The following is a 22,097-nucleotide window of genomic DNA, read 5'->3' on the forward strand; positions in this document are numbered from 1 at the left end:
TATTTACGCTTGTGAGGGAAAATCAACAAATCAGTGATTTTTGCACATCTTTGTGCAGGAAACCGTATTGCTTGTCAAGTACATGTTGTGGTGAAGAGCCATCAACTAAAGCAAATGGGAAGAGGTGGCCATCGCCATGAAGCAGCGCATCGTCTTATCCCTTTGGGCGGCGGCATCCGCTGCCGCCTTTATTCTGAATTTGTTGGGCCTTATGCAGCTCCTTCCGCTTTGGGCGACCATGCCGCTTTTGTTTCTCTCCTTGCTTGGCCTGGCAGCGACATGGAACCGCCGCCATCAGTTTCGTGGATTTCCGTCAAAACGAATGCGGCTGTAGCGTCGCATTCGTTTCATTTCTCAAGCAGCCGCTCCATCTCTTCCAGCTTTTCGGCAAACACTTGGCACGCTTGGCGGATCGGCTCGGCGCTCGTCATGTCGACGCCGGCTTTTTTCAGCACTTCAATCGGGTAATCAGAGCTGCCGGCTTTCAAAAAGTCGATGTACCGTGTCACCGCCGGTTCGCCTTCTTCCAAAATTTGTTTGCTGAGTGCAATCGCCGCGCTGAAGCCGGTTGCGTATTGGTACACATAGTAGTTGTAATAAAAATGCGGAATGCGCGCCCACTCGAGGCCGATTTCTTTGTCCACGACAATATCATCGCCAAAATACGTTTTATTTAAGTCGTAATAAAGAGCAGTCAACATTTCGGCCGTCAACGCTTCACCTTGTTGCGCCTTCAAATGGATCAAATGCTCAAACTCAGCGAACATCGTCTGGCGAAAAACCGTGCCGCGGAACCCCTCAAGATAATGGTTGAGCAAATAGAGCCGCTTTTTCTCATCATCGATCGTTTTCAGCAAATAGTCGTTCAACAGCGCCTCATTGCACGTCGACGCCACTTCGGCGACGAAGATTGAATAATGCGCATACGGATACGGCTGCGTTTTGCGCGTATAGTAGCTGTGCACCGAATGGCCAAACTCATGCACAAGTGTAAACAAATTGTTCACATTGTCCTGCCAGTTGAGCAAAATGTACGGATGGGTGCCGTATGCTCCCGACGAATAGGCGCCGCTTCGTTTTCCTTTGTTTTCGCGCACATCGACCCAACGGTTGTCAAGACCTTCTTTCACGATCGCCACATATTCCTCGCCAAGCGGCGCTAGCCCTTCAAGCATATATTGCTTCGCTTCGTCGTACGTCACTTCCATTTTCACATCTTGGACAAGCGGCGTGTACAAGTCGTACATATGCAGCTCATCAAGCCCAAGCACTCGTTTGCGCAGCCGTACGTACCGGTGCAACAGCGGCAAATGTTCGTGAATCGTGGCGATCAAGTTGTCATAGACGCTCTCCGGAATGTTGTTCGCATCCAACGCCGCTTCCCGCGCCGAGCTGTAGCGGCGGATGCGGGCGAAAAAGTTGTCTTTTTTCACCGTGCCGGCAAGCGTATTGGCGAACGTGTTTTGAAACTTCTCATACGTATGGTATACGGCGTAAAACGCATCGCGGCGGACGCGGCGGTCCGTGCTTTCTAAAAAGCGGATGAACCGGCCATGCGTTACTTCGACTTCCTCGCCGTTTTCGTCGATGATCGTCGGAAACGTCAAATCAGCGTTGTTCAACGCGCTGAACGTGTCGGATGTCGCCTGCATCACTTCGGCCGCCTGCGCCAATATCGCTTCTTCTTCCGCCGACAGCACGTGCGGGCGCTGGCGCGTAATCTCGTCTAACGCGTGCGCATACAAGCGAAGCGGCTCGTATTGTTCCAAAAACGAGCGCAACACCGCTTCATTGATCGCCAAAATTTCCGGCACGATAAACGCCATCGCGCTCGATGCTTCGCTGTACAAGCTTTTCGCCCGGGCGTCGAGCCCTTGGTAAAACGAGTTGGTCGTATCTTGGTCATAGCGCATATGGGCGTATGTATACAGCTTGCCTAGGCGCATCGACACTTCATCTTGGTATTGCAATGCTTCATACAACACTTCCGGCGATTCGCCAAGCCGCCCTTTGTATTCGCCAAGCTTCGGAATCATTGCCTTCACTTGTTTGAACTCTTCTTCCCAGGCGTCATCGGTGGGAAAAATGTCCTCAAGCCGCCACGTTTCCTCAACCGGAATCTCGCTTCGCAGCGGCAGCGACTTTTTCGCTTTCTTTTCCTCCACCGTCATCATTCCTCCTTATACAAATAATCGATACACGAATTATTATTCACCATTCCGTTCATCTTTTCCTGTTTTCTGCTCATTTTTTCCACTCCTCCGAACTCAAGCGATGACCAATAGCGGCTAAGCGCTGACGTTTGGCGAATTTGATCAAGAAGCGCAGCATCTTGATGAATCATCTGATCGACGGTCGACGGAAACGACAGCGGCTTCACCAAATGAAGTCGGCCGCCCTCTTCGCGGCGGAGATAGCCGAGCAGGCTCAACCAATGCAAATACTCGCCGACGGCCTCACGATACGTATCCCGGCCGACAAGCGGCAGCCGGCGCGGAACGAGGCGGCCGGTGCGGATTTTGTCGTCGAGCCACTGAAATAAAGACGCTGCCGTTGCCGGCCGTCCGGTCTTTCCTAGAAGAAACAAAAGGACATACGTTTGCCAAATGAACGGCGCCGTCTCCCATAAATACCCGCGCGGCACTGGCCAGCCCGCTTCGGTCGGAAACAGTGACGGAACGATGCCCGCCTGGTAAAAATCAGCACAAATGCGGCGCACGGTTTGGTTCGGATAAAGCGGAAACGTCCGCCGCCATTGTTTTTTTCGTTCGAGCCATCGTTCCCAAAACGCGGGCGGAAGCGGCTGTGGACGGGGGGTCATCCAATCGGTGAAGGACAGGGAAGAAAGCGGAATCGAATCGATAGCGGTCAACGTGCGCTGCACCGATAGCGGCAGCGGGCGGAAAAGGCGGATGAAGCGCTTCGTCTCTGGGCTGTAGTACCATATATGCGGAACAGCCGAATGCGGGGCACGATGGGCGAACAGCCACTGAAAGCGGGAGAGCTGCACTTCGCTCGAATATTTCGGTGAGCGCCGCAAGTGATGGGCTCCTAACACCCACAACGGGCGGATGCCGAGGCGACGGTAGCCGTCATTGCGTTCGCGAAACAGCGATTCATCGATCGTGGAACATTGGTATTCGAGGGCATAAAGGTGAGGGCCATGGCGGAACAATACGTCAGGACGTTGCTTGATGGCGGGCAAATACGGCTCGAGCTTCGCCTCGGTGCCTTGGCGAATGAGCCACGCGAACAAGTCTCGCTTCCCGGTTAAGTGGCGCTCCGACTCCGGCTCGTGCTCGACCGGGCAAGTCGCCCCTTTGCGGTGGGCGAAATGCGGCAAACGGTAGCGGCCCGATCGGAGCACCACTTCTTGACGGCATGCGGGACAAAAAAACGGTTCCTGTCGTTTCAGGCGCATCAGCCCCTCTCGTTCCCATCTTTCCGCCCCGGCAAGCGAAACCGGCCTGCCATCAGCTGAGAGAGCGACAAACAACATGATCACTTCCTTTCCAGTAAAAAATAGTTGTCTGTGAGCGGGAACAGCTGGAATTGTTCTCTGCTGCCCCCTTCACCGTCCGGTTCTTCCCTTTTATTCGTCGACCATCGCCGGTTTTCCTGCCCTGAGCCAGATTGCGCCGAAAAAAGTCCGCCGATTCGGCGGACTGGTGTTACAAGCGGTTTGTTACAACAGAGGCGACAACAGCCGGGAGACCGATTCAGCGACACGCACCCGGAACGGGCGCTGTTGAAACTGTTCGTAATCGATCATGGAAGCGTGGCGAAAATCTTCCAAAAAGTCGCGGACGAGTTTATGAATGCTGTCGGTATAATACAAAAAGGCGTTCACTTCAAAGTTTAAATGAAAACTGCGCATATCCATGTTCGCCGTGCCGATCGAGGCGAGCTCGCCATCGACGACGATGACTTTGCTGTGCAAAAACCCTTTCTCATACTCGTAAATTTTCACCCCAGCCTCGAGCAGCTCGGGAAAATACGAGCGCGAAGCGTAAAAGACAATTTTTTTTGTCCGGACGCTTTGGCGCCAGCAGGCGAACGTCAATGCCGCTTAACGCCGCCACTTTGAGCGCCGTCAAAATGTCCTCATCCGGCACAAAGTACGGCGAGGCAACCCAAATCGATTGTTTCGCCGACGTAATCATGGCAAAATACAGCTGTTTGATCACTTCCCACTTTTGGTCCGGACCGCCGGCGATGAGCTGCACCCCGCCTTGCCCTTCCTCGACGATGAGCGGCGGCGACAAATAGTCCGGCGTCAACAAGCGTTCCCCCGTCATGTAATACCAATCTTGCAAAAAAATGAGCTGGAGCGTCCGGACGGCTTCACCGCGGATCAATAAGTGCGTATCACGCCAAAATCCGAAATATTTGTTTTTTCCTAAATACTCATCCCCGATGTTCAGCCCGCCGACAAAGCCGACGCCTCCATCGATGACAATGATCTTTCGGTGATTGCGGAAATTGATCTGGTTGCTTAAAAACGGCAGGCGCACTGGCGAAAACGGGATCATCTCGACTCCCGCCGCGCGCAACTCCTCGATATAGGCGTTTGACAACTTCCAGCTTCCAACGGCGTCGTACAAAAAACGGACGCGCACCCCTTGGCGCGCCTTTTCCATCAAGACGCGCTTCAACTGTTGACCGATTTCATCATGACGGACGATATAATATTCTAAATGAATATGGTGTTCCGCTTTTTCCAGTTCGGCAAAAATGGCCGAAAATGTCTCCTCACCGTTGGTCAACACCGCCGTCTGCGACGCGAGTGAAACCGGATGCTGGCCGATGCGATAAGCAAGGCGCAAAAGCGGACGCTGATGGGGCGCCATCGGCAGCCGCTCGACGGCAATCGGCGACGGCTCTTGGAACTTGAGCAGCACCGCCTCATCAAAATCGGCTTTCTTTTTATAGCGCCGTTGTTGCCAGTAGTTGCGTCCGAACAATAAATAAAACAAAAAACCGACAATCGGAAAGCTCCCCAGCACCGCCAGCCAAGCAATCGTCTGCGCCGGCTTTCGATTCTCAAGAGAAATGACCAGCGCGATAAAGATGACGGAACAAGACATCAATACGCTGAAAAGACCAAGCAGCTTCCCTTCCCAAAACCCGTTCGTCAATGCCAGCAACGCGCCGACAATGACGACGAGAATCGCCACTCTCGATGTGTTTCGCAACAAAACCCCTCCACCCGGCTCTTCATGATGGCCGTTTTTCTTCCGCTAACGTAGAAAACGCCGATTTCTGGCGGCGAAATCGGCGGAATGGAAACATTATGAGGCTGGAAAATACGTTTTGATCGTTTCGAGTGCATTGTCGCCCATAATTTCAGTCCCGTATTCTTCAAGTCGATAAATCGTCAGCTGGGAATCGCTTCCGTATTCCAACAGAAGGCTGAGCATATTGTCCACTTCCTGCTCGGTGTAGCGCTCGTCAAACTCCACGAACAAGTAATAGCGGCCTTCAAATTGGAACAGGCGGTTCGACAATCGAGAGAAGTCAGCGCGATGGGCCAAGGAAATGACATCCTCGATATCTTGGAACGAAAGGGTGAATTGAAGGACATCTTGCTCTTCTCTCTCCTCGGCGTCCCCGTTTTGACCAAAGTGGAAATGGTGGCCGAACAGCGATTCCACCTTTTCATCAGCTGACAGCGAAAACTCGCGCCATTTCTCTTCTGGAAGCGGCAGCTCGAGCTTGCTTCCGTCTTTGGACAACTGCGCTTTCGTCACGACGACTTCAAGCCCTTTTTCGAGCGCCTGCACTTGGATCCAAAGCGGACCATCGAGCGAAAAATCGCTTTCCCCATGAACTTCATCCATCATTTCCCAAAATAATTCTTCGCTTCGTTCCCGATTGTACCAAATTTCCTCGCGGTCAAAGCCGCGCTCCTCTATATCAACATAGGAAATGTAGAACTTCACCGTATGTTCATTGATGCGTTCGATTTCCATTTCTCAACTCTCCCTTCTAAAACAAAGAAATAAAAAAGGAAGGGATTGTGCCCCTGAAACTATTTAAATCAAAACTTATGATCTTGTACTTTTATTTTATGATAAAAAGCGAAAGAAGGGAAATAAAAAAACGCATTTTTAAAAATTGGTTATGAAACCGGCCATGCCCTACTATAATGATGATGAACACGGACGGAATGAGGGACGCCTATGGTGGATGAATACATCGTTTCCATCTTGCTGATTATCGGCATTGATGTCATTCTTGGCGGGGACAATGCGGTTGTCATTGCGCTAGCAAGCCGCAACTTGCCGGAACAAAAGCGGAATGTGGCCATCATTGTCGGCACCGCGCTGGCGATCGCTGTTCGCATTGTCTTGACGGTGGCCGTCGTTTGGCTGTTGACGATTCCGTTCTTGCAGCTCGCTGGAGGCATCGTCCTCTTTTGGATCGCCTTGAAACTGATCGGGCAAAAAGACGAAAAACCGACTATGATCAAAGCCGAACCGTCGCTTTGGAAAGCCATCCAGACGATCGTCGCCGCCGATGTCGCCATGGGTCTTGACAACGTCATCGCCATCGCTGGAGCGGCTCAAGGCCATATCGGACTTGTTGTGTTCGGTTTTCTCTGTTCCGTTCCTATCATCATTTTAGGCAGCAAAATCATCCTTTATGCCATGGAACGGTTCCCGATTCTCATTTATGCCGGCGGCGCCCTCTTGGCGTACACCGCTGGAAAGATGATCGCTGCCGAAGAGCGGTTGCGCCCGTTTTACCCCCCGAATGGGGAGGCGCTGTTTCCAATGGCGGCGGCCGTTCTTGCCGTTTTGCTCGGCTTGGCGGCCCACCGCCGGTCGCGCGCCGCATAAAGCAAATGATAAAAAACTTCTACATGGCAGACCATGTAGAAGTTTTTTTATTACCCGTTCACCAGCCGCTGCGCTTCACGAAGCTGATACGCCCGCACTTTGCGCGGCAGAAAGCGGCGGATTTCATCTTCGTTGTAGCCGACTTGAAGCCGCTTTTCATCAATGATGATCGGCCGGCGCAAAATGCCTGGGTTTTTTTGAATGAGTTCGTACAAATCTTGCAGCGGCAGAGCTTCCAAGTTAATGTTCAGCTTCTGGAATACTTTCGAACGGGTGGAAATGATCTCATCCGTCCCCGTTTCCGTCATCCGCAAAATCTCTTTAATCTCCTCGACCGTGAGCGGCTCGGAGAAAATATTGCGCTCGACATAAGGAATATTGTGCTTCTCGAGCCACGCCTTCGCCTTCCGGCATGACGTGCAGCTCGGTGATGTGTATAGCTTGACCACTTCGATCACTCCTTTTGACAAGGAATCCCTTGCTTCCCTCGTCCGTCAGACGACAGACGTGCACCGCTATGCCGGTTTGACGTCTGACAGCATAGCGACACGGCCTGGACGCCAGTCTGGCGATCAGCCGCTTTGCCAATCGTTTGCAAATTGAAATGACTTTAACATGATATATTATACAATACATCGGCCAAGAAAGATATAGTTTTTCGATGATAAATGCAATTTTCTTTCTTTCCTCTTCCAAAGTGAAGGCAAATCCTCTACAATCAAAGTAGAAAAGGAAAAGGGAGGAAGAACCGATGGCCGGCTATTTCATCGACTTTGCCATTGCTTCGGCATTGATCGTCGTCCTCACCGCATTGATGGGGAACATCAGCAACACGATCGGAGAGCGGATGTTCGGCCGAAACAAAAGTGGAAAGCATGTCGAGGCCTCTCGCCGCATCCAACAAGGATGGAAAGTCGTCGGAGGAAAAAAATAACGCGCCAAGACAGGCGCATAGGTGGGCGCCGCCTCTTTCACCGTTCGCATCATGCGGCGATGAAGGAGCGGCGCTTTTTTCGATTTGGCTAGGCATACATCGCCCGATACCGCTTATACTCTTCCTCCGAACAAAGCACAAAATGGCCAGGCGTAATTTCACGGAATTCAAGTTCCTCTCCATCTTTGTAGCCATGTTGCGCCGGATCGTAAACGATCCGCTTGCGCGTCCGCTCCGTTTCCGGATCAGGAAGCGGAATGGCCGACAAGAGCGCCTTCGTGTATGGGTGGATCGGATTGCGGTACAGCTCTTCCGCGTCGGCAAGCTCGACCATTTTCCCGAAATACATGACGCCGATCCGGTCGCTGATGTATTTGACCATCGACAAGTCATGGGCAATAAACAAGTACGTCAATCCTTTTTCACGCTGCAGCCGCTTCAGCAAGTTGACGACTTGCGCCTGAATGGAAACGTCAAGCGCCGAAATCGGCTCATCGGCGATGATGAATTCCGGTTCGACCGCCAACGCCCGGGCGATGCCGATCCGCTGGCGTTGCCCGCCCGAAAACTCATGCGGGTAGCGGCTGGCATGCTCGCGGTTCAACCCGACCGTCTCAAGCAGCTCATAGACGCGCTGCATCCGCTCCTCTTTCGTTTTCGCCAATCCGTGGATGTCAATGCCCTCAGCGATAATGTCGGCGACCGTCATCCGCGGATTGAGCGACGCATACGGATCTTGGAAAATCATTTGCATTTTCCGATTTAACTCTTTCAGCTCTTTTTTTGATTTTTTGCCGTGCACATTGACGCCGTTAAACAGCACTTCTCCTTCCGTCGCTTCGTACAGCCGGATGATCGTCCGTCCTGTTGTCGACTTGCCGCAGCCCGACTCGCCGACAAGGCCGAACGTTTCACCTTTATAAATGTCAAAGGTGACGCCGTCGACCGCTTTCACCACTTCACCGCGGCCAGCAGGGAAATACTGTTTCAAGTTTTTGACTTCAAGCAGCTTTTGTCTAGCCACGCGGTTTCCCTCCTTTTCGGGCGACGATGTCAGCAAACCGTTCCATCCGCTCGCGCACAACGGCCGGCGGTTCCACTTTCGGCGCCATCTCATGCAACAGCCATGTCGCCGCATAGTGTGTATCGGACACTTGGAACATCGGCGGCTCGAGCTCGTAGTCGATTTTGAGCGCATACGGATTGCGCGGCGCAAACGCATCGCCTTTTGGCGGATTTAACAAATCCGGCGGCGAACCCGGAATCGAATACAGCTCCGTATCTTTATGATCAAGGCTCGGCATCGAGGCCAGCAATCCCCACGTGTACGGATGTTTCGGATTGTAAAAAATTTCATCCACCGTGCCGATCTCCACGATTTTCCCGGCATACATCACGGCCACTCGGTCGGCCATGTTGGCGACAACCCCTAAATCATGGGTGATGAAAATAATCGACATGCCGAGCTTTTTCTGAATGTCTTTCATCAACTCCAAAATTTGCGCCTGAATCGTCACATCAAGCGCTGTCGTCGGTTCATCGGCGATCAAAATTTTCGGATTGCACGCCAAGGCGATGGCGATGACAACACGCTGGCGCATCCCGCCGGAAAATTGGTGCGGGTATTGCTTCATGCGCAACTCGGCGTTTTTAATGCCGACCAGCTGCAATAGTTCAATCGCCCGTTTGCGCGCTTCATCTTTCGACAGCTTTTGATGCTTTAAAATCGCTTCCATAATTTGTTTCCCAATCGTCATCGTCGGATTGAGCGACGTCATCGGATCTTGGAAAATCATTGAAATTTTCGCACCGCGGATCGATTGCATTTCTTTCTCCGACAGCTTGGTCAAGTCTTTTCCTTCAAATAAAATTTCCCCTTGCTTAATCCGGCTCGGCGGTGTCGGCAACAGGCGCATCAACGCTTTTGAAGTCACTGATTTCCCAGACCCTGACTCGCCGACGATCGCCAGCGTTTCTCCTTTGTACAAATCAAAGGTGACGCCGCGGACGGCCTGCACTTCACCGGCATGAATGTCGAAGGAGATGTGCAAATCGTTCACCTGCAAAATTTTCTCCATCGGTTTCACCCCTTCCGTCGGTTATTTGCGCATTTTCGGGTCGAGCGCATCGCGCAGCCCGTCGGCCACTAAGTTAAAGCTTAAAATGAGCAAGCTGATGACAATCGATGGGATAATAATCAAATGCGGATATGTCTGAATCGACTTAAATCCCTCGCTGACGAGCGAACCGAGCGACGCTTCCGGCGGACGGATGCCAAGACCGATAAAACTTAAAAACGCCTCGGTAAAAATCGCCGTAGGAATCGTAAACATGGTCGTAATAATGATCGGCCCCATCACGTTCGGGATTAAATGTTTAAAAATAAGCCGTGAATTAGACGCCCCGAGCGTCCGTGCGGCCAGCACATATTCCATATTTTTTAGCTTCAATATTTGCCCGCGGACAATGCGCGCCATCGTCGTCCAGCCGGTGATGACCATCGCCAGCGTGATCGAAATAATCCCCGGCTCAAAAATTAAGATAAATAAAATGACGACGATCAAATACGGAATCCCGTTTAAAATTTCGATGATCCGCTGCATCACATTGTCGACCCGGCCGCCATAATAGCCGGAAATGCCGCCATAGGCAATGCCGATGAACAAATCGATCAACGCGGCCAACAAACCGATGTACAGCGAGATGCGCGTGCCATACCATGTTCTCACCCACAGGTCGCGGCCTAAATCGTCGGTGCCAAACCAATAGTACTCTTTCACGCCGCGCTGTTTATATACATCAACGCCATTGGCGTCCTTCCCGTCTAAATTCAGCCAGCTAATATGCTCCAACACCGGAACTTTGGGCGGCAGTTTCGCATGGCTTAAGTTTTGCTCTTTATAGGAACGTTCACTTGCCATTGGGGCAAAAATCGCCAATAACGCTAAAATGATAATCATGGTCAGCCCGGCAATCGCCGCTTTGTTTTCGCGCAGGCGAAGCCAAGCGTCATGCCAAAACGTCAAACTTGGGCGGCTGATTTTTTCCTGCTCGCCGACGTTCGGCGGGGCGGGCTGAAACCATTCCGGTGAAAGCTGGTCGTATTGTTGTTTCGCCATCATTTTTTCCCTCCCGCTAAACGAATGCGTGGGTCGACAATCCCATAGAGAATATCAACGATAAAAATGACAAAAATCAATAACGCCGAATAAAACAACGTAGTGCCCATAATGACAGGGTAGTCGTTCAGCTCGATCGAACGGACAAACTGCTCGCCGAGACCGGGAACGGCAAAAATTTTCTCGATGACGAGCGTTCCCGTCATTAAGTTGACCGCCATCGGTCCGAGAATTGTGATAACTGGAATGAGCGAGTTGCGGATCGCATGCTTGATGATGACCCCCGCATTGCTAATCCCTTTCGCGCGGGCTGTTAAAATATAATCGGATGACAGCACCTCAAGCATTTCCGTACGCATAAAGCGGGCGGTGTTGGCAATGACGCCGACAGACAGCGCCAACGTCGGCATAATCGTATACTTAAACCCTTCCCAAAACGCGACCGGCAGCCATTGCAGTTTAACACCGATGAAATACTGCAGAAATCCGGCCAACACGAACGACGGAACGGAAATCCCGATGACTGCAATGACCGTGGCTGTATAATCTCCCCAACTGTTATGGCGAATAGCCGCCAAAATGCCGAGCACTAAACCGACGAGCGTGCCCAAGACGATCGCCTGGAACCCAAGCTGGGCCGACGGGCCGATCCGGTCGCCGATCAACTCTGTTACCGGCCGGTTGTCATACTGGAACGAAACACCCAAATCTCCTTTTAACAAGTTGCCTAAATATTGAACGTATTGGACAGGCACTGGTTTGTCGAGCCCATATTCTTTCAAAATGATGGCTCGCTGCTCTGGGGTCAATTTTTCTTGGTTTTGCAGCGGCGAACCGGGCAACAGCTTCATCAAAAAGAACGTCACGGTCGCAATAATAAACAGCGTAATCACCATATATACGAGCCGCTGAATCGTATACCGCGCCATGGCTGCACCTCCTCTGTTTATTTCCTGTTTAATACCAATGGTATTTCAATCTTCAAGTTTTTTCGACATTTTTCGCCTTGGCAGGCAAAAGGAGAGTATATGCCCTTGCATATACTCTCCTCCGCACCTCCTAGAGAACGGTTACTCGATATACGCCCATTTATAGCTATAATCTCCACCAAATGAATGAATAACAATGTCTTTTACGTATTCACGTTGCAAATACGCACGGCCGCGTTGATACAGCGGAGCAATTGGCATTTCTTCAAAGAGGATTTTTTCTGCTTTCAACATTGCGTCCCAACGGGCTTGCAAGTCGCCAAGCAGCGTCGTTTTCGCATCTTTAATCAGCTTGTCATATTCAGCATTCGACCAGCCCGTTTGGTTGTGCGGGTTATTTGTCGTCCACAGATCAAGGAACGTCATCGGGTCTTGATAGTCCGGACCCCAGCCAGAGAAGGATAGTTCATACTGCATATTGCTTTCTAGCTCAAGTTTTTGTTTGAACGGCTGTTGTTTAATGTTGACCGTAAGGCCAGGCAAGTTCTTTTCAAGCTGTTCTTTTAAGTATTCGCCGACTTTCTTCGCGACGTCGTCGTCATAGTTTAACAATTCAATAGTGAATTTATCTTTGCCAAGCTCTTTTTTCGCTTGCTCCCACAATTTTTTCGCTTCGTCCACATTGTACGACACTAAATCGCCGTTAGCGTCACGGAAGTCTTTGCCGTCCGGACCGGTGACGAAGTCTTTCGGAACCGCATAGTTGGCCACAACCGAGCCGTTGTTGAACAACGTGTTCACCATCGCCTCTTTATCGATAGCCATCGCGATCGCTTTGCGAGCGTTGACGTTGTTCAACGGTTCTTTCTTCGTGTTCATGCGCAGCCAGAAAATCGATGGTTCAAGATACGTGTGGAAATTTTTGTCTTTTTTATATTTATCAACAAACTCCGCACTTAGGATAACGCGATCCGCTTTTTTTGTGTCGTAAAGGTTTACCATTGTTGCGGTCTCTTTTACGACTTTGACGTTGATTTTTTCCAGCTTGACCGTATCTTTATCCCAGTAGTTCGGGTTTTTCGCATACGTCCAGCCTTGCTCATGCTTCCATTCGCTTAAGACGAACGGGCCGTTGTACAGCGTCGTATTGGCTTCCAAACCGTATTTGTCGCCTTGGGCTTTAACGAATTTTTCGTTTTGCGGCATGAACGTACCGAATACCGTCAAGCTGATGAAATACGGAATCGGGTTTTCAAGCTCGACTTGGAGCGTGTAATTATCGAGAGCTTTGACGCCGAGCTGGTCAACTGGCAATTTGCCCGTATTGACTGCTGCAGCATTTTTAATGTCGTACATAATGTACGCATACTCCGCTTTCGTTTTCGGGTCAAGCACTCGTCTCCATGCGAACACGAAGTCGTGCGCCGTCACCGGATCGCCGTTTGACCATTTCGCATCTTGACGAAGCTTAAACGTATACGTTTTGCCGTCTTCGCTTACCGTGTAGCTTTCCGCTACCCCTGGCACAGGCTTATTGTCTTTCCCTAAACGGTAAAGACCTTCCATGACGTTGTTCAAAACGATGAACGATACTTGGTCCGTAGCGAGCGCCGAATCAAGCGACGGGATCTCTTGGGTTTCAAGCAAGTTCAGCACCTGCTCCTTCTTCTCCGCCGCTTTTCGCCGCCCTGGCCGCCTTGGGCGTTATTGTTGTCCTTGCCTCCGCCGCACGCCGCTAAAAACGTCGACAGCGCGAGAAGCAGGACGAGGAAGAAAGAAAATCGCTTCTTCACTAAAAAACCCCCCTTAGGTTTATGTAGTGTATTACAAATCTTCTGAACCATTAGTTTTCAGAAGATTGTACTTACATGTTTTATTATATCCTGTATTAGTATACCTGAAAAGAATTTTTTTATTTTGCTAAATAAAAAATTTCTAATTACTTAAAACAGACAGGAAGATCGGCTTGTATTTACATCTGCATTTTACCGACTTTTGACGCTGTTGTAAATAAAAAATTTCTGTCAATATATTAGAAAACGCTTACAACATAGGTTTTTCGCCCCTCATCCCTATTGTAAAGCAAATTGTTCCTCTGTTTCCAAGATGAATACAAATTTTCTGATATAACGTTGTTAATAACATTGACAATCCTTCCTCTTACATATGTTAAAATAAAAACAACGAATTGGAAAGGCGGGAGAGACAAAATGAAACGGATCGCCGTTCGAACAGGGTGGATGGTGGCCGCTATGCTGGCGGCCAGTGCGCTTATCGTTTTCTGGCAAGGGGCATGGACGGCGGTTGCCTTTATTAACACCGCCTTTTTGCTCTCTCTTGTGCCGCTTTCGGCTGGCGGGCTTTTGTTCGTTTACGAGCGCGGGTTTTTCAGCGGATTTGCCTACGGATTCCGCCGGCTGCGCAAAAGCGCAACGAAAGCGGAGCGCTATATGGAAGAAATGGCCGAGGAAAGCGAGGCGGACGAGCCCCCCGGTCCGGCGCGGTTTGCCATCACGTACCCGCTCCTTTTTGCCGGACTCCTTTTGTTTCTCGCGATGATCGCCGCCGGATATGCCTTGCAATAAGGTTGCAACAGCTGAATGTTTTTCGTATAATATAAGGCAAATCTCGAATAAACCGAGCGATGAGAAAGAAAAGTACATATGGCGATGCCTTCAGAGAGCTTGTGGACGGTGCGAACAAGCGGCTAGCCATATGGAATGGGCTTTCGAGCTTCCCGCCGAACCGGCGACGCAGTAGGCGGGGACGTTCCCCGCGTTACAGGGGGCCATGCGCTAAGCATGGGCTGAGCGATTGCGCTTGTCGGCGCAATAAGTAGGGTGGCACCGCGGTCCTACCGTCCCTATCAGAGGGATGGCGGGGCCTTTTTTATTTTTTGCTTGAGGGAGTGAAGATCGATGAAAACCATTTTTTCCGGCATTCAGCCAAGCGGCGTCATCACCCTTGGCAACTACATCGGGGCGCTGCGGCAGTTTGTCGAGCTGCAGCATGAATACAACTGCTATTTTTGCATCGTTGACCAACACGCCATTACCGTTCCGCAAGACCCACACGAACTGCGGCAAAACATCCGCCGCCTCGCCGCTTTGTATTTAGCAGTCGGCATCGACCCGACGCAAGCGACGCTGTTCATCCAGTCAGAAGTGCCGGCGCACGCTCAAGCCGCTTGGATGCTGCAGTGCATCGTTTATATCGGCGAACTTGAGCGGATGACGCAATTTAAAGAAAAATCGGCCGGCAAAGAGGCGGTCAGCGCCGGGCTGCTCACGTACCCGCCGCTGATGGCCGCTGACATTTTGCTTTATAACACCGACATCGTCCCGGTCGGCGATGATCAAAAGCAGCATATCGAATTGACGCGGGATCTGGCCGAGCGCTTCAACAAACGGTATGGCGAGCTGTTCACGATCCCTGAGGCGCGCATTCCGAAAGTCGGCGCCCGCATCATGTCACTTGTCGACCCGACGAAAAAAATGAGCAAATCCGACCCCAACCCGAAAGCGTACATCACACTGCTTGACGATGCGAAAACGATCGAGAAGAAGATCAAAAGCGCGGTCACCGACTCGGAAGGAACGATTCGCTACGACAAAGAAGCGAAGCCAGGCATTTCGAACTTGCTCAATATTTATTCGACGCTATCCGGTCAATCGATCGAGGAGTTGGAGCGGCAATACGAAGGAAAAGGATACGGCGTCTTCAAAGCCGACCTCGCTCAAGTCGTCATCGAAACGCTTCGACCGATTCAAGAGCGGTATCACCATTGGATGGAAAGCGAGGAGCTTGACCGCGTGTTGGATGAAGGGGCGGAAAAAGCAAATCGGGTCGCATCGGAAATGGTGCGCAAAATGGAGCATGCCATGGGGCTCGGGCGGCGGCGGTAAATAGCCGCATCGAGCGAAGCCATACAAAAACGGGCAGGCGCCTATCGCCTTGGCCCGTTTTTTAATTGACTTTTGGTTCTTGCTCCATTTCCCACAGTTTTTCGAAAAATGGCTGCCCTTTGATCAAGTTTTCGCACAGCTGCTCATGCCGTTCGGACCACCCGTATTTCGTCTCGTTATACAATTGTTCCCACGCTTCATCAAAAGACATTTTTTGAATAGCGGCGTATTTTTCCGGCGCCCATTCCGTATACCAATAGCGCATCTGGGCCGTATTTTTTGTCGAATAAAGCTGGTCAAGCGCCATAAACAACAGCTGTTTCAACTGCCGCTCTTTGCGCGTGAGTCCGCACATCAGTTCCGGAGCCGGCGATAAAATGTGGTATTCTTTTTCATACCTCGCAGCGGATAGTCCCGTTCCTCCGCTTCGGCCGCCATTTCGTAGACGAGTTGTTCCTGACGCGGAATGAGACGGCTTTTGCGAATCGGGATTTGATAACCGATTGTATCGACAGCCAAAACGCCGGCGCCGTCCGTGACAACGAAACAATAGTCCAGCTGGATGCGTTCATGGTTTTTGCGGACATACGCCTTCTGATGCACATCGTCTAGCAGCGGTTTTGGAAGCTCGGACAAGCTGTTTTCAATGTAATGAAACAGGGCCGGAGATACTTTTAACAATGGCACTTGGTCAAGCAGCTCGATTTGATCGTCCTTGCGCCATTCATGGAAATGGCAGACGTTGTATCCGTTCTCTTCGCCTTCAAACCAGTTGACCCAAATGTCGTGCAGATAAAGCATGCGAGACCCCTCACTTCCAGACGTGTTTGTCCATCAGTATAGGCAGAGGGACAGAATTTTATTCCATTTCGTCCTCTTTTCCCCTCTAGGAGCTGCGGCTTGGAAACGTCAAGCTCCCCCACATCAAAAGAAGGCCAATAGGGAATAAATAACATTCCACCCTTGTCGAAATATAAGACAAGTATTCGTGAAAACCACGCTCTGGGGTGATGATGTTTAAATAAGCGATCACCATCATGCCGCCGACGACCGAAAAACCAAAGCCGACCAAATAAAAAAACAGGCGGACCACCGGGCTTTCCCTTCTTTCTTGTCCACGTCCTTGTTCTACATATATGTCGGCGTCATGGACAACATGCCTGTTTGCGCCCGATGTCCCTAAGATTCTTGTGATAACCGGACAGCGGCGTCCGCCATGCGGTTTCGAGCTAAGACGCTCCCTGTTTGTCTGAAAAGCCCGCCAACTCCGCGATGTCTTTCGTTTCCATCGTCATCAATTGGGTGAGCGAATATCCTCTTTCCAGGCAGCGACGGACGATGGCATACCCAACGGCATAGCCCCCCATTTTCGGATGCCATCCAAGTCCGTACAAAATGCGGGAAGTATGCGGATGCGAAACGGGCAAATGTTTATTCGGGACTATATAGCGCCGCCAAAACCGTTCCATCTCCCGATCGGTGTAATACTTCGTCCATCCCGCACACTGTTCGGCGCCGACTGTCTCGGCGACGGCATGCTCCGCCAATCCTTCCATCACGACGGCATCCAGCAACGTCGCATCTTCGCCTTCGTTCGGCAACTGCTTGAGACGGCATACATGGTTGTATTCATGCGCCAACAACGCGGCGATCTCCTCGTCGCAATGATCAGGCAGCAAGAAGAAAAACAATTTATCAGCAAACGCCACCCCGCCTTTTCCTTGAAACTCGCGCGCAAGCTTCCAGTTTTCGTCATCGGCCGGCAGCAAACATACCGGAACGTCTGGCCCCTTCCATATCCCCCGTTGCCGTTCATACAAACGGCCAAGACGTTCCCAAAGACGGCGCTCTTTCATCTCCGGCAAAAGCCGCTCGGCCTGTCGAGTGCTTCGGTACATGCCATACAGCCGTAAATAGCTGTAAATCTCACGCGCCGGCATCTTGCCAAAAAGCGGCGCCAACCGTGCGCACAACCGGAGCGGATCGCCTTCATCCTCTTCCAGCCATCGATCGGTCGGAAGCAATCCCATCGCTTTTCCCTCCTTTTCTCTTACGTTATGTCGGCAGGGAAAAGACGGTGAAACAAAACAAAAAAGAGAGCCTGACGCTGAACCGAACCCGCCGTTAGTCACGCGTTTTCAGCTCTGCTCAACCAAGGCTCTCCTTTTCATCCATTACACATATTTTTTAAAAATCAATGTCGCATTATGGCCGCCAAATCCAAATGAGTTGCTTAAGACCGCACGCACGTCTTGCTTGCGCGCTTCATTCGGCACATAGTCGAGGTCGCATTCCGGATCCGGTGTTTCGTAGTTGATCGTCGGCGGAATGATGCCGTCGCGGATCGCCAGCACGGAGAAAATCGCTTCCACCGCACCGGTCGCCCCGAGCAAATGCCCGGTCATCGACTTCGTCGAGCTGACAGCGAGCTTATAGGCATGATCGCCGAATACTTCTTTGATCGCCGCCGTCTCATACTTATCATTGTACTCGGTGCTCGTGCCGTGGGCGTTGATGTAATCGATCTCCTCCGGCTTCAGGCCAGCGTCTTGAAGCGCCTGGCGCATCGCCCGCACGCCGCCTTCGCCGCCCGGCGCCGGCGCGGTGATATGGTACGCATCAGCGGTCGCACCGTAACCGACAATTTCGGCGTAAATCTTCGCGCCGCGGCGCAACGCGTGCTCCAATTCCTCCAGAACAACGATGCCTGCTCCCTCACCCATGACGAAACCGTCGCGGTTTTTGTCAAATGGGCGGCTCGCCGTTTTTGGATCTGGATTGGTTGAAAGAGCCGTATTGGCGCAAAAACCGGCGAACGACATTTTCGTAATCGGCGCTTCCGTCCCGCCGGTGATCATGACATCGGCGTCGCCGCGCTGAATGACTTTAAACGCATCACCGATCGAGTTCGCCCCGGTCGCGCAAGCGGTCACCGTGCACGAATTGATCCCTTTCGCGCCAAGGATGATCGATACTTGCCCAGCGGCCATATCCGGGATCATCATTGGCACGAAAAACGGGCTCACTCGGCGATAACCGCGCTGCTGGAAAATCTCAAACTGCTGTTCAAACGTCTCCATGCCGCCGATGCCAGAACCAATCCAGACGCCGACCCGTTCAGCGTTGCTTTCATGAATGTCGAGATTGGCATCTTTGACCGCCATGAGCGCCGCCGCGACGGCGAATTGGGTAAATCGGTCCATCTTCCGCGCCTCGCGGCGGTCGATAAACAGCGACGGATCGAAGTCTTTCACTTCCGCCGCCACTTTCGCCGGAAAGTCGTCCGGATTGACGCGAGTGACAATGTCGATGCCGGACTGGCCGGCGATGATGTTTTTCCACGTCGTTTCTGCGTCATTCCCAAGCGGGGTGACGGCGCCTATGCCTGTCACGACGACTCGTCTTTTTTCCATCGTTTCCGTCTCTCCTTTTTTATTTCGATAATATACGTGCCGTTAACGGCCCCAGCGCAAAGCGATCGCGCCCCACGTCAGCCCGCCGCCGAAGCCGACCATAATGATGAGATCATCGTCATGGATTTTGCCCGCTTCCAACTCTTCTACAAGCGAAATCGGAATAGATGCGGCCGACGTGTTGCCATATCGACGGATGGTTGTCGATATTTTCTCTTCTGGCAGCTCGAGCCGCTGTCTGGCCGCTTCGACGATGCGAATGTTCGCTTGATGCGGAATGAGAAAGTCGACATCGTCTTTCGTGAGCCCGGCTTTTTCAAGCACACGCACGCTTGATTCTCCCATTTGCCGGACGGCGAACTTGAATACTTCACGGCCGTTCATGACGATATATTCGTCTTTGTATAAATGTTTTCCTCCTGTTCCGTCAGCTCCCAACTCGAAAGATAAAATCCCGCGCCCGGGCGACACCGGACCCATGACGACCGCTCCGGCGCCGTCGCCGAACAGCACCGCCGTGTTGCGGTCGGTCCAATCGGTGATTTTCGATAGTTTGTCTGCCCCCACTACTAATATATACTTGTAGGCGCCTGTGTCAATAAATTGGGCGGCCGTGACCATCCCGTACATAAACCCCGCGCAGGCAGCGCTAATATCAAGCGCAGCGGCGTTGACGGCGCCAAGCCGCTCTTGCAGCATGCAAGCGACCGACGGAAACGGACGGTCCGGGGTGACAGTGGCAACTAAAATGAGATCAATGTCCTTCGCCTCCATGCCAGCGTCTTGAAGCGCCCTTTTGGCGGCAAAATACGCCATATCGGACGTATCAATGTCATCCGCGGCGATGCGGCGCTCCTCGATCCCGGTGCGCGTTCGGATCCATTCATCCGATGTATCCATCATTTTTTCCAAATCAAAGTTGGTCAACACTTTCTCCGGCACATAGCGGCCGACCCCGATAATTCCTGCTCCCATATGGTCCATCTCCTCTTTCCCAAAATGGCGAAAAAATGCTCACGCTGACAACCAAACTTGAATGTACAATCAGTATACATCACCAATTATTATTACTTGGTACTAATTTTAGCCGAAAGAGCGTGGATGCGCAATAGAAAACGAAAGTTGAACGAGCGCTTTCCGTTCCCCTAAGGCATTTGTCCAAACCGCTTTTTCCTTTCTGCCATACAATACAAATACGAGCAACCATCGCATGAAAGCAATACAAATACGAGCAACCATCGCATGAAAGGGAGGATCGCCCATGGCCAACGGCGAAGCACAAGAACAACGTCGCGAACGGCAAGACCATTTTTCCCGTCTAATGTTCGGATCTTTTCCTTCTCGCGCAACCGGCGAGCGCGAAGATCAAGGGAGCGGGGCAGAACCGCCTTTACTGCCGAACATCGATTTCATGAAGCTGTTTGAAAACGTCAATACGCTAGCCGACTCATGGCAACAATTAAAACCGCTCGTGAAAAAGATCACCTCGCTCGTCGACTTATTGAAAAAATAGCAGGGGCTGATCCAAAAAAGCGGTAATACCCCTATCTGAGGCAACATGGAAAAATAGACCACCTTGAAAACCCGGTACAACCAAGGGGTCAGAGGTGGTCTTTTCAATACTTGGGTGAAATTTCATCAAAAAGGAGCTTTTGAGTCAGCTCCTGCCTTATCGTTTACGGGAGTTCATTGTATTGGCAGAAAAATTGCCCGATTTGCCGAGCCAGTTGGCGCCGTTTCTCCGGCAGCTCGTAAACGACGCGCACCCGGTTGTTTGTCGTTTTCATCCATTGTTCATATTTACGGCTATGCAAGGCGGATGGATACGGGCTCACTCCGGCCAGCTGCCAAATCGTCACCGGAACGTCATGAGGACTGAGAAAGAGGGACGGAACAGCCTCCGGCACCTCTTCTTCTTTCAAGCCATAGGCAGTCGCGATTTCCCTCACCATCCGCCGGTACACGAATGGATGTTCTTGTTCATAGTCAAGCTGGGCGCGTACGTCAAGGCAAGGGTTGATCATGGCGACGGCGCGGATTTGACTTGGCATGGCGCCAAGCAGTTGCAAGGCAACGAGCGCGCCCATTCCTTCGGCAACGATATAGATGCGCTGGTTCACAATTTCGCTTTTCAACACCGAGTAAATGAGCTGGCGCGCCAGCCGGACCGCTTTCGGACTTCCCCAATGCCGGCCGTACAAATGGGACGAAAAGACCGTATACCCACGTTTCAACCAATCTCCCAGCCATTGGCGCCGCCCCGGATGTTCGAGCCAAAAACTCGTCTGTTCGTTCACAAAATGGTCGCCGTCGCCCATTAAAAAAAGGGCAAACCCATTTGGGCGCTCCGGCACGTGAACGATGCACCATTGCTCATCGAGTTGAAAAAACCGCCGTTGTCCTGCCATCGTTTCCATTCACCCTTGTTTGGCAATGCATAATGGTACAGTATACGATATGCGCGGCCAAAAAAAAACGTCCGGGTATATGCCTACGCGACAAATTGTGATAAGATAAGAAAAGGAATGACGAGAAGATGGGAGGAACAAAGATGCGCTTGTTTTGGACGTTTTTTTGGACGTTTTTGCTCGTGCAAATGGCAACGTACGTCATGGGCTCGATGCAAGGGATCGGCTATAACTTCGCAACCGGTGCTTTGCTTGGCGTCATCGTGACGATCTTAGTCTTCGTGATTGCAGCCCTGATTCCGGACGAGCCGGCCGGGGATCACCATCATTGATCATTCGCTTCATAAGACAACGCCTTGGGGTGAAAGTCCCAAGGCGTTGTTTTTTGTCATCTTTAACCGAGAATCCTCCCACTTCAACACCTATATATAGATGCAATTTGAAGCTTTAACATTTGTAGCTTTTACCGAGCATTTGATCGACTGTCGGGCGACCGAACAACGCCGCTTTCAGACCCATGTATGGGTTATGGGTCTGTGAAGCGGGT

20 protein-coding genes, 3 pseudogenes and 1 other annotated feature are annotated in these 22,097 nt (G+C 51.5%); of the genes and pseudogenes, 7 read left to right on the forward strand and 16 right to left on the reverse strand.

Annotation, left to right across the window (positions count from 1 at the left end):
• Positions 1-136: 136 nt before the first annotated feature.
• Positions 137-334 (forward strand): hypothetical protein, encoded by a 198-nt coding sequence (locus I656_RS14045; protein ID WP_013523175.1) that lies wholly within the window; start codon positions 137-139, stop codon positions 332-334.
• A gap of 13 nt (positions 335-347) precedes the next feature.
• On the opposite strand, the gene pepF is transcribed toward I656_RS14045, so the two are convergent.
• The 4 genes and pseudogenes from pepF to mecA form a co-directional block, all read right to left on the reverse strand.
• Positions 348-2,171 (reverse strand): oligoendopeptidase F, encoded by a 1,824-nt coding sequence (pepF, locus tag I656_RS14040; protein WP_033004671.1) that lies wholly within the window; start codon positions 2,169-2,171, stop codon positions 348-350.
• Positions 2,171-3,499: a competence protein CoiA gene (locus tag I656_RS14035; protein WP_033004673.1), complete on the reverse strand. Its 1,329-nt coding sequence runs from the start codon at positions 3,497-3,499 to the stop codon at positions 2,171-2,173. Before I656_RS14035 ends, pepF begins: the two co-directional genes overlap by 1 nt.
• Before the next feature lie 186 nt (positions 3,500-3,685).
• Positions 3,686-5,195, reverse strand: a pseudogene (gene cls / locus I656_RS0114545) (cardiolipin synthase).
• Positions 5,196-5,291: 96 nt separating this feature from the next.
• A complete protein-coding gene (gene mecA, locus I656_RS14030; RefSeq protein WP_020753707.1) occupies positions 5,292-5,972 on the reverse strand; it encodes an adaptor protein MecA in 681 nt (226 codons plus the stop codon).
• Between the two features lie 210 nt (positions 5,973-6,182).
• Here mecA and I656_RS14025 point away from each other — a divergent pair, with 210 nt between their 5' ends.
• Complete coding sequence (locus I656_RS14025; RefSeq protein WP_020753709.1) at positions 6,183-6,842, forward strand: TerC family protein; 660 nt, start codon at positions 6,183-6,185, stop codon at positions 6,840-6,842.
• A 50-nt stretch (positions 6,843-6,892) separates the two neighbouring features.
• Here the strand turns inward: I656_RS14025 and spxA are convergent, their stop codons facing one another.
• Positions 6,893-7,291 carry a transcriptional regulator SpxA gene (spxA, locus tag I656_RS14020; RefSeq protein WP_011230318.1) on the reverse strand — a complete coding sequence of 133 codons (399 nt, stop codon included), beginning with the start codon at positions 7,289-7,291 and terminating at the stop codon, positions 6,893-6,895.
• A 302-nt stretch (positions 7,292-7,593) separates the two neighbouring features.
• Here spxA and I656_RS14015 point away from each other — a divergent pair, with 302 nt between their 5' ends.
• Entirely contained in the window at positions 7,594-7,776 is a 183-nt protein-coding gene (locus I656_RS14015; RefSeq protein WP_011230317.1) for a hypothetical protein, read from the forward strand.
• An 88-nt stretch (positions 7,777-7,864) separates the two neighbouring features.
• Here I656_RS14015 and I656_RS14010 read toward each other — a convergent pair whose 3' ends face one another.
• The 5 genes and pseudogenes from I656_RS14010 to I656_RS13990 all read right to left on the reverse strand — a co-directional run bounded on the left by I656_RS14010 (position 7,865) and on the right by I656_RS13990 (position 13,617).
• Positions 7,865-8,800: an ABC transporter ATP-binding protein gene (locus tag I656_RS14010; protein ID WP_033004675.1), complete on the reverse strand. Its 936-nt coding sequence runs from the start codon at positions 8,798-8,800 to the stop codon at positions 7,865-7,867.
• Positions 8,793-9,854, reverse strand: coding sequence for an ABC transporter ATP-binding protein (locus I656_RS14005; protein ID WP_033004676.1), 1,062 nt, complete (start codon positions 9,852-9,854; stop codon positions 8,793-8,795). The genes I656_RS14010 and I656_RS14005 overlap by 8 nt, the downstream gene beginning before the upstream one ends.
• A 21-nt stretch (positions 9,855-9,875) precedes the next feature.
• Positions 9,876-10,898, reverse strand: a complete 1,023-nt coding sequence (gene opp3C, locus I656_RS14000; protein ID WP_014195172.1) for an oligopeptide ABC transporter permease — start codon at positions 10,896-10,898, stop codon at positions 9,876-9,878.
• Positions 10,895-11,824: an oligopeptide ABC transporter permease gene (opp3b, locus tag I656_RS13995; protein ID WP_014195171.1), complete on the reverse strand. Its 930-nt coding sequence runs from the start codon at positions 11,822-11,824 to the stop codon at positions 10,895-10,897. The genes opp3C and opp3b overlap by 4 nt, the downstream gene beginning before the upstream one ends.
• 141 nt (positions 11,825-11,965) lie before the next feature.
• A pseudogene (locus I656_RS13990) lies at positions 11,966-13,617 on the reverse strand (peptide ABC transporter substrate-binding protein).
• 417 nt (positions 13,618-14,034) lie between these two features.
• Here I656_RS13990 and I656_RS0114550 point away from each other — a divergent pair.
• Both I656_RS0114550 and trpS read left to right on the forward strand, forming a co-directional pair.
• Positions 14,035-14,409: a DUF3899 domain-containing protein gene (locus I656_RS0114550; protein ID WP_033004677.1), complete on the forward strand. Its 375-nt coding sequence runs from the start codon at positions 14,035-14,037 to the stop codon at positions 14,407-14,409.
• A gap of 50 nt (positions 14,410-14,459) precedes the next feature.
• Positions 14,460-14,692, forward strand: a binding site (T-box leader).
• 50 nt (positions 14,693-14,742) lie between these two features.
• Positions 14,743-15,729 carry a tryptophan--tRNA ligase gene (gene trpS, locus I656_RS13985; protein ID WP_020753715.1) on the forward strand — a complete coding sequence of 329 codons (987 nt, stop codon included), beginning with the start codon at positions 14,743-14,745 and terminating at the stop codon, positions 15,727-15,729.
• Between the two features lie 61 nt (positions 15,730-15,790).
• On the opposite strand, the pseudogene I656_RS0114555 reads toward trpS, so the two are convergent.
• The 5 genes and pseudogenes from I656_RS0114555 to I656_RS13965 form a co-directional block, all read right to left on the reverse strand.
• Positions 15,791-16,530: pseudogene (locus I656_RS0114555) on the reverse strand (YjbA family protein).
• An 85-nt stretch (positions 16,531-16,615) separates the two neighbouring features.
• Positions 16,616-16,822: a hypothetical protein gene (locus I656_RS13980; protein ID WP_015374150.1), complete on the reverse strand. Its 207-nt coding sequence runs from the start codon at positions 16,820-16,822 to the stop codon at positions 16,616-16,618.
• Between the two features lie 136 nt (positions 16,823-16,958).
• Complete coding sequence (locus I656_RS13975) at positions 16,959-17,759, reverse strand: DUF2268 domain-containing protein (protein ID WP_033004679.1); 801 nt, start codon at positions 17,757-17,759, stop codon at positions 16,959-16,961.
• 144 nt (positions 17,760-17,903) lie between these two features.
• Complete coding sequence (gene fabF / locus I656_RS13970) at positions 17,904-19,142, reverse strand: beta-ketoacyl-ACP synthase II (RefSeq protein ID WP_015374148.1); 1,239 nt, start codon at positions 19,140-19,142, stop codon at positions 17,904-17,906.
• Between the two features lie 42 nt (positions 19,143-19,184).
• Positions 19,185-20,117 carry a beta-ketoacyl-ACP synthase III gene (locus I656_RS13965; RefSeq protein ID WP_011230305.1) on the reverse strand — a complete coding sequence of 311 codons (933 nt, stop codon included), beginning with the start codon at positions 20,115-20,117 and terminating at the stop codon, positions 19,185-19,187.
• A 286-nt stretch (positions 20,118-20,403) separates the two neighbouring features.
• On the opposite strand from I656_RS13965, the gene I656_RS0114560 reads away from it, so the two are divergent.
• Positions 20,404-20,655, forward strand: a complete 252-nt coding sequence (locus tag I656_RS0114560; RefSeq protein WP_033004681.1) for a hypothetical protein — start codon at positions 20,404-20,406, stop codon at positions 20,653-20,655.
• Between the two features lie 163 nt (positions 20,656-20,818).
• Here the strand turns inward: I656_RS0114560 and I656_RS13960 are convergent, their stop codons facing one another.
• Entirely contained in the window at positions 20,819-21,559 is a 741-nt protein-coding gene (locus I656_RS13960; protein ID WP_020753723.1) for an alpha/beta fold hydrolase, read from the reverse strand.
• Positions 21,560-21,693: 134 nt separating this feature from the next.
• Between I656_RS13960 and I656_RS13955 the strand changes: the two genes are divergently transcribed.
• Positions 21,694-21,882 (forward strand): YjzD family protein, encoded by a 189-nt coding sequence (locus tag I656_RS13955; RefSeq protein ID WP_011230302.1) that lies wholly within the window; start codon positions 21,694-21,696, stop codon positions 21,880-21,882.
• The last annotated feature ends 215 nt before the right edge of the window (positions 21,883-22,097 follow it).

The organism is Geobacillus sp. WSUCF1 (assembly GCF_000422025.1).
Lineage (GTDB): Bacteria > Bacillota > Bacilli > Bacillales > Anoxybacillaceae > Geobacillus > Geobacillus zalihae.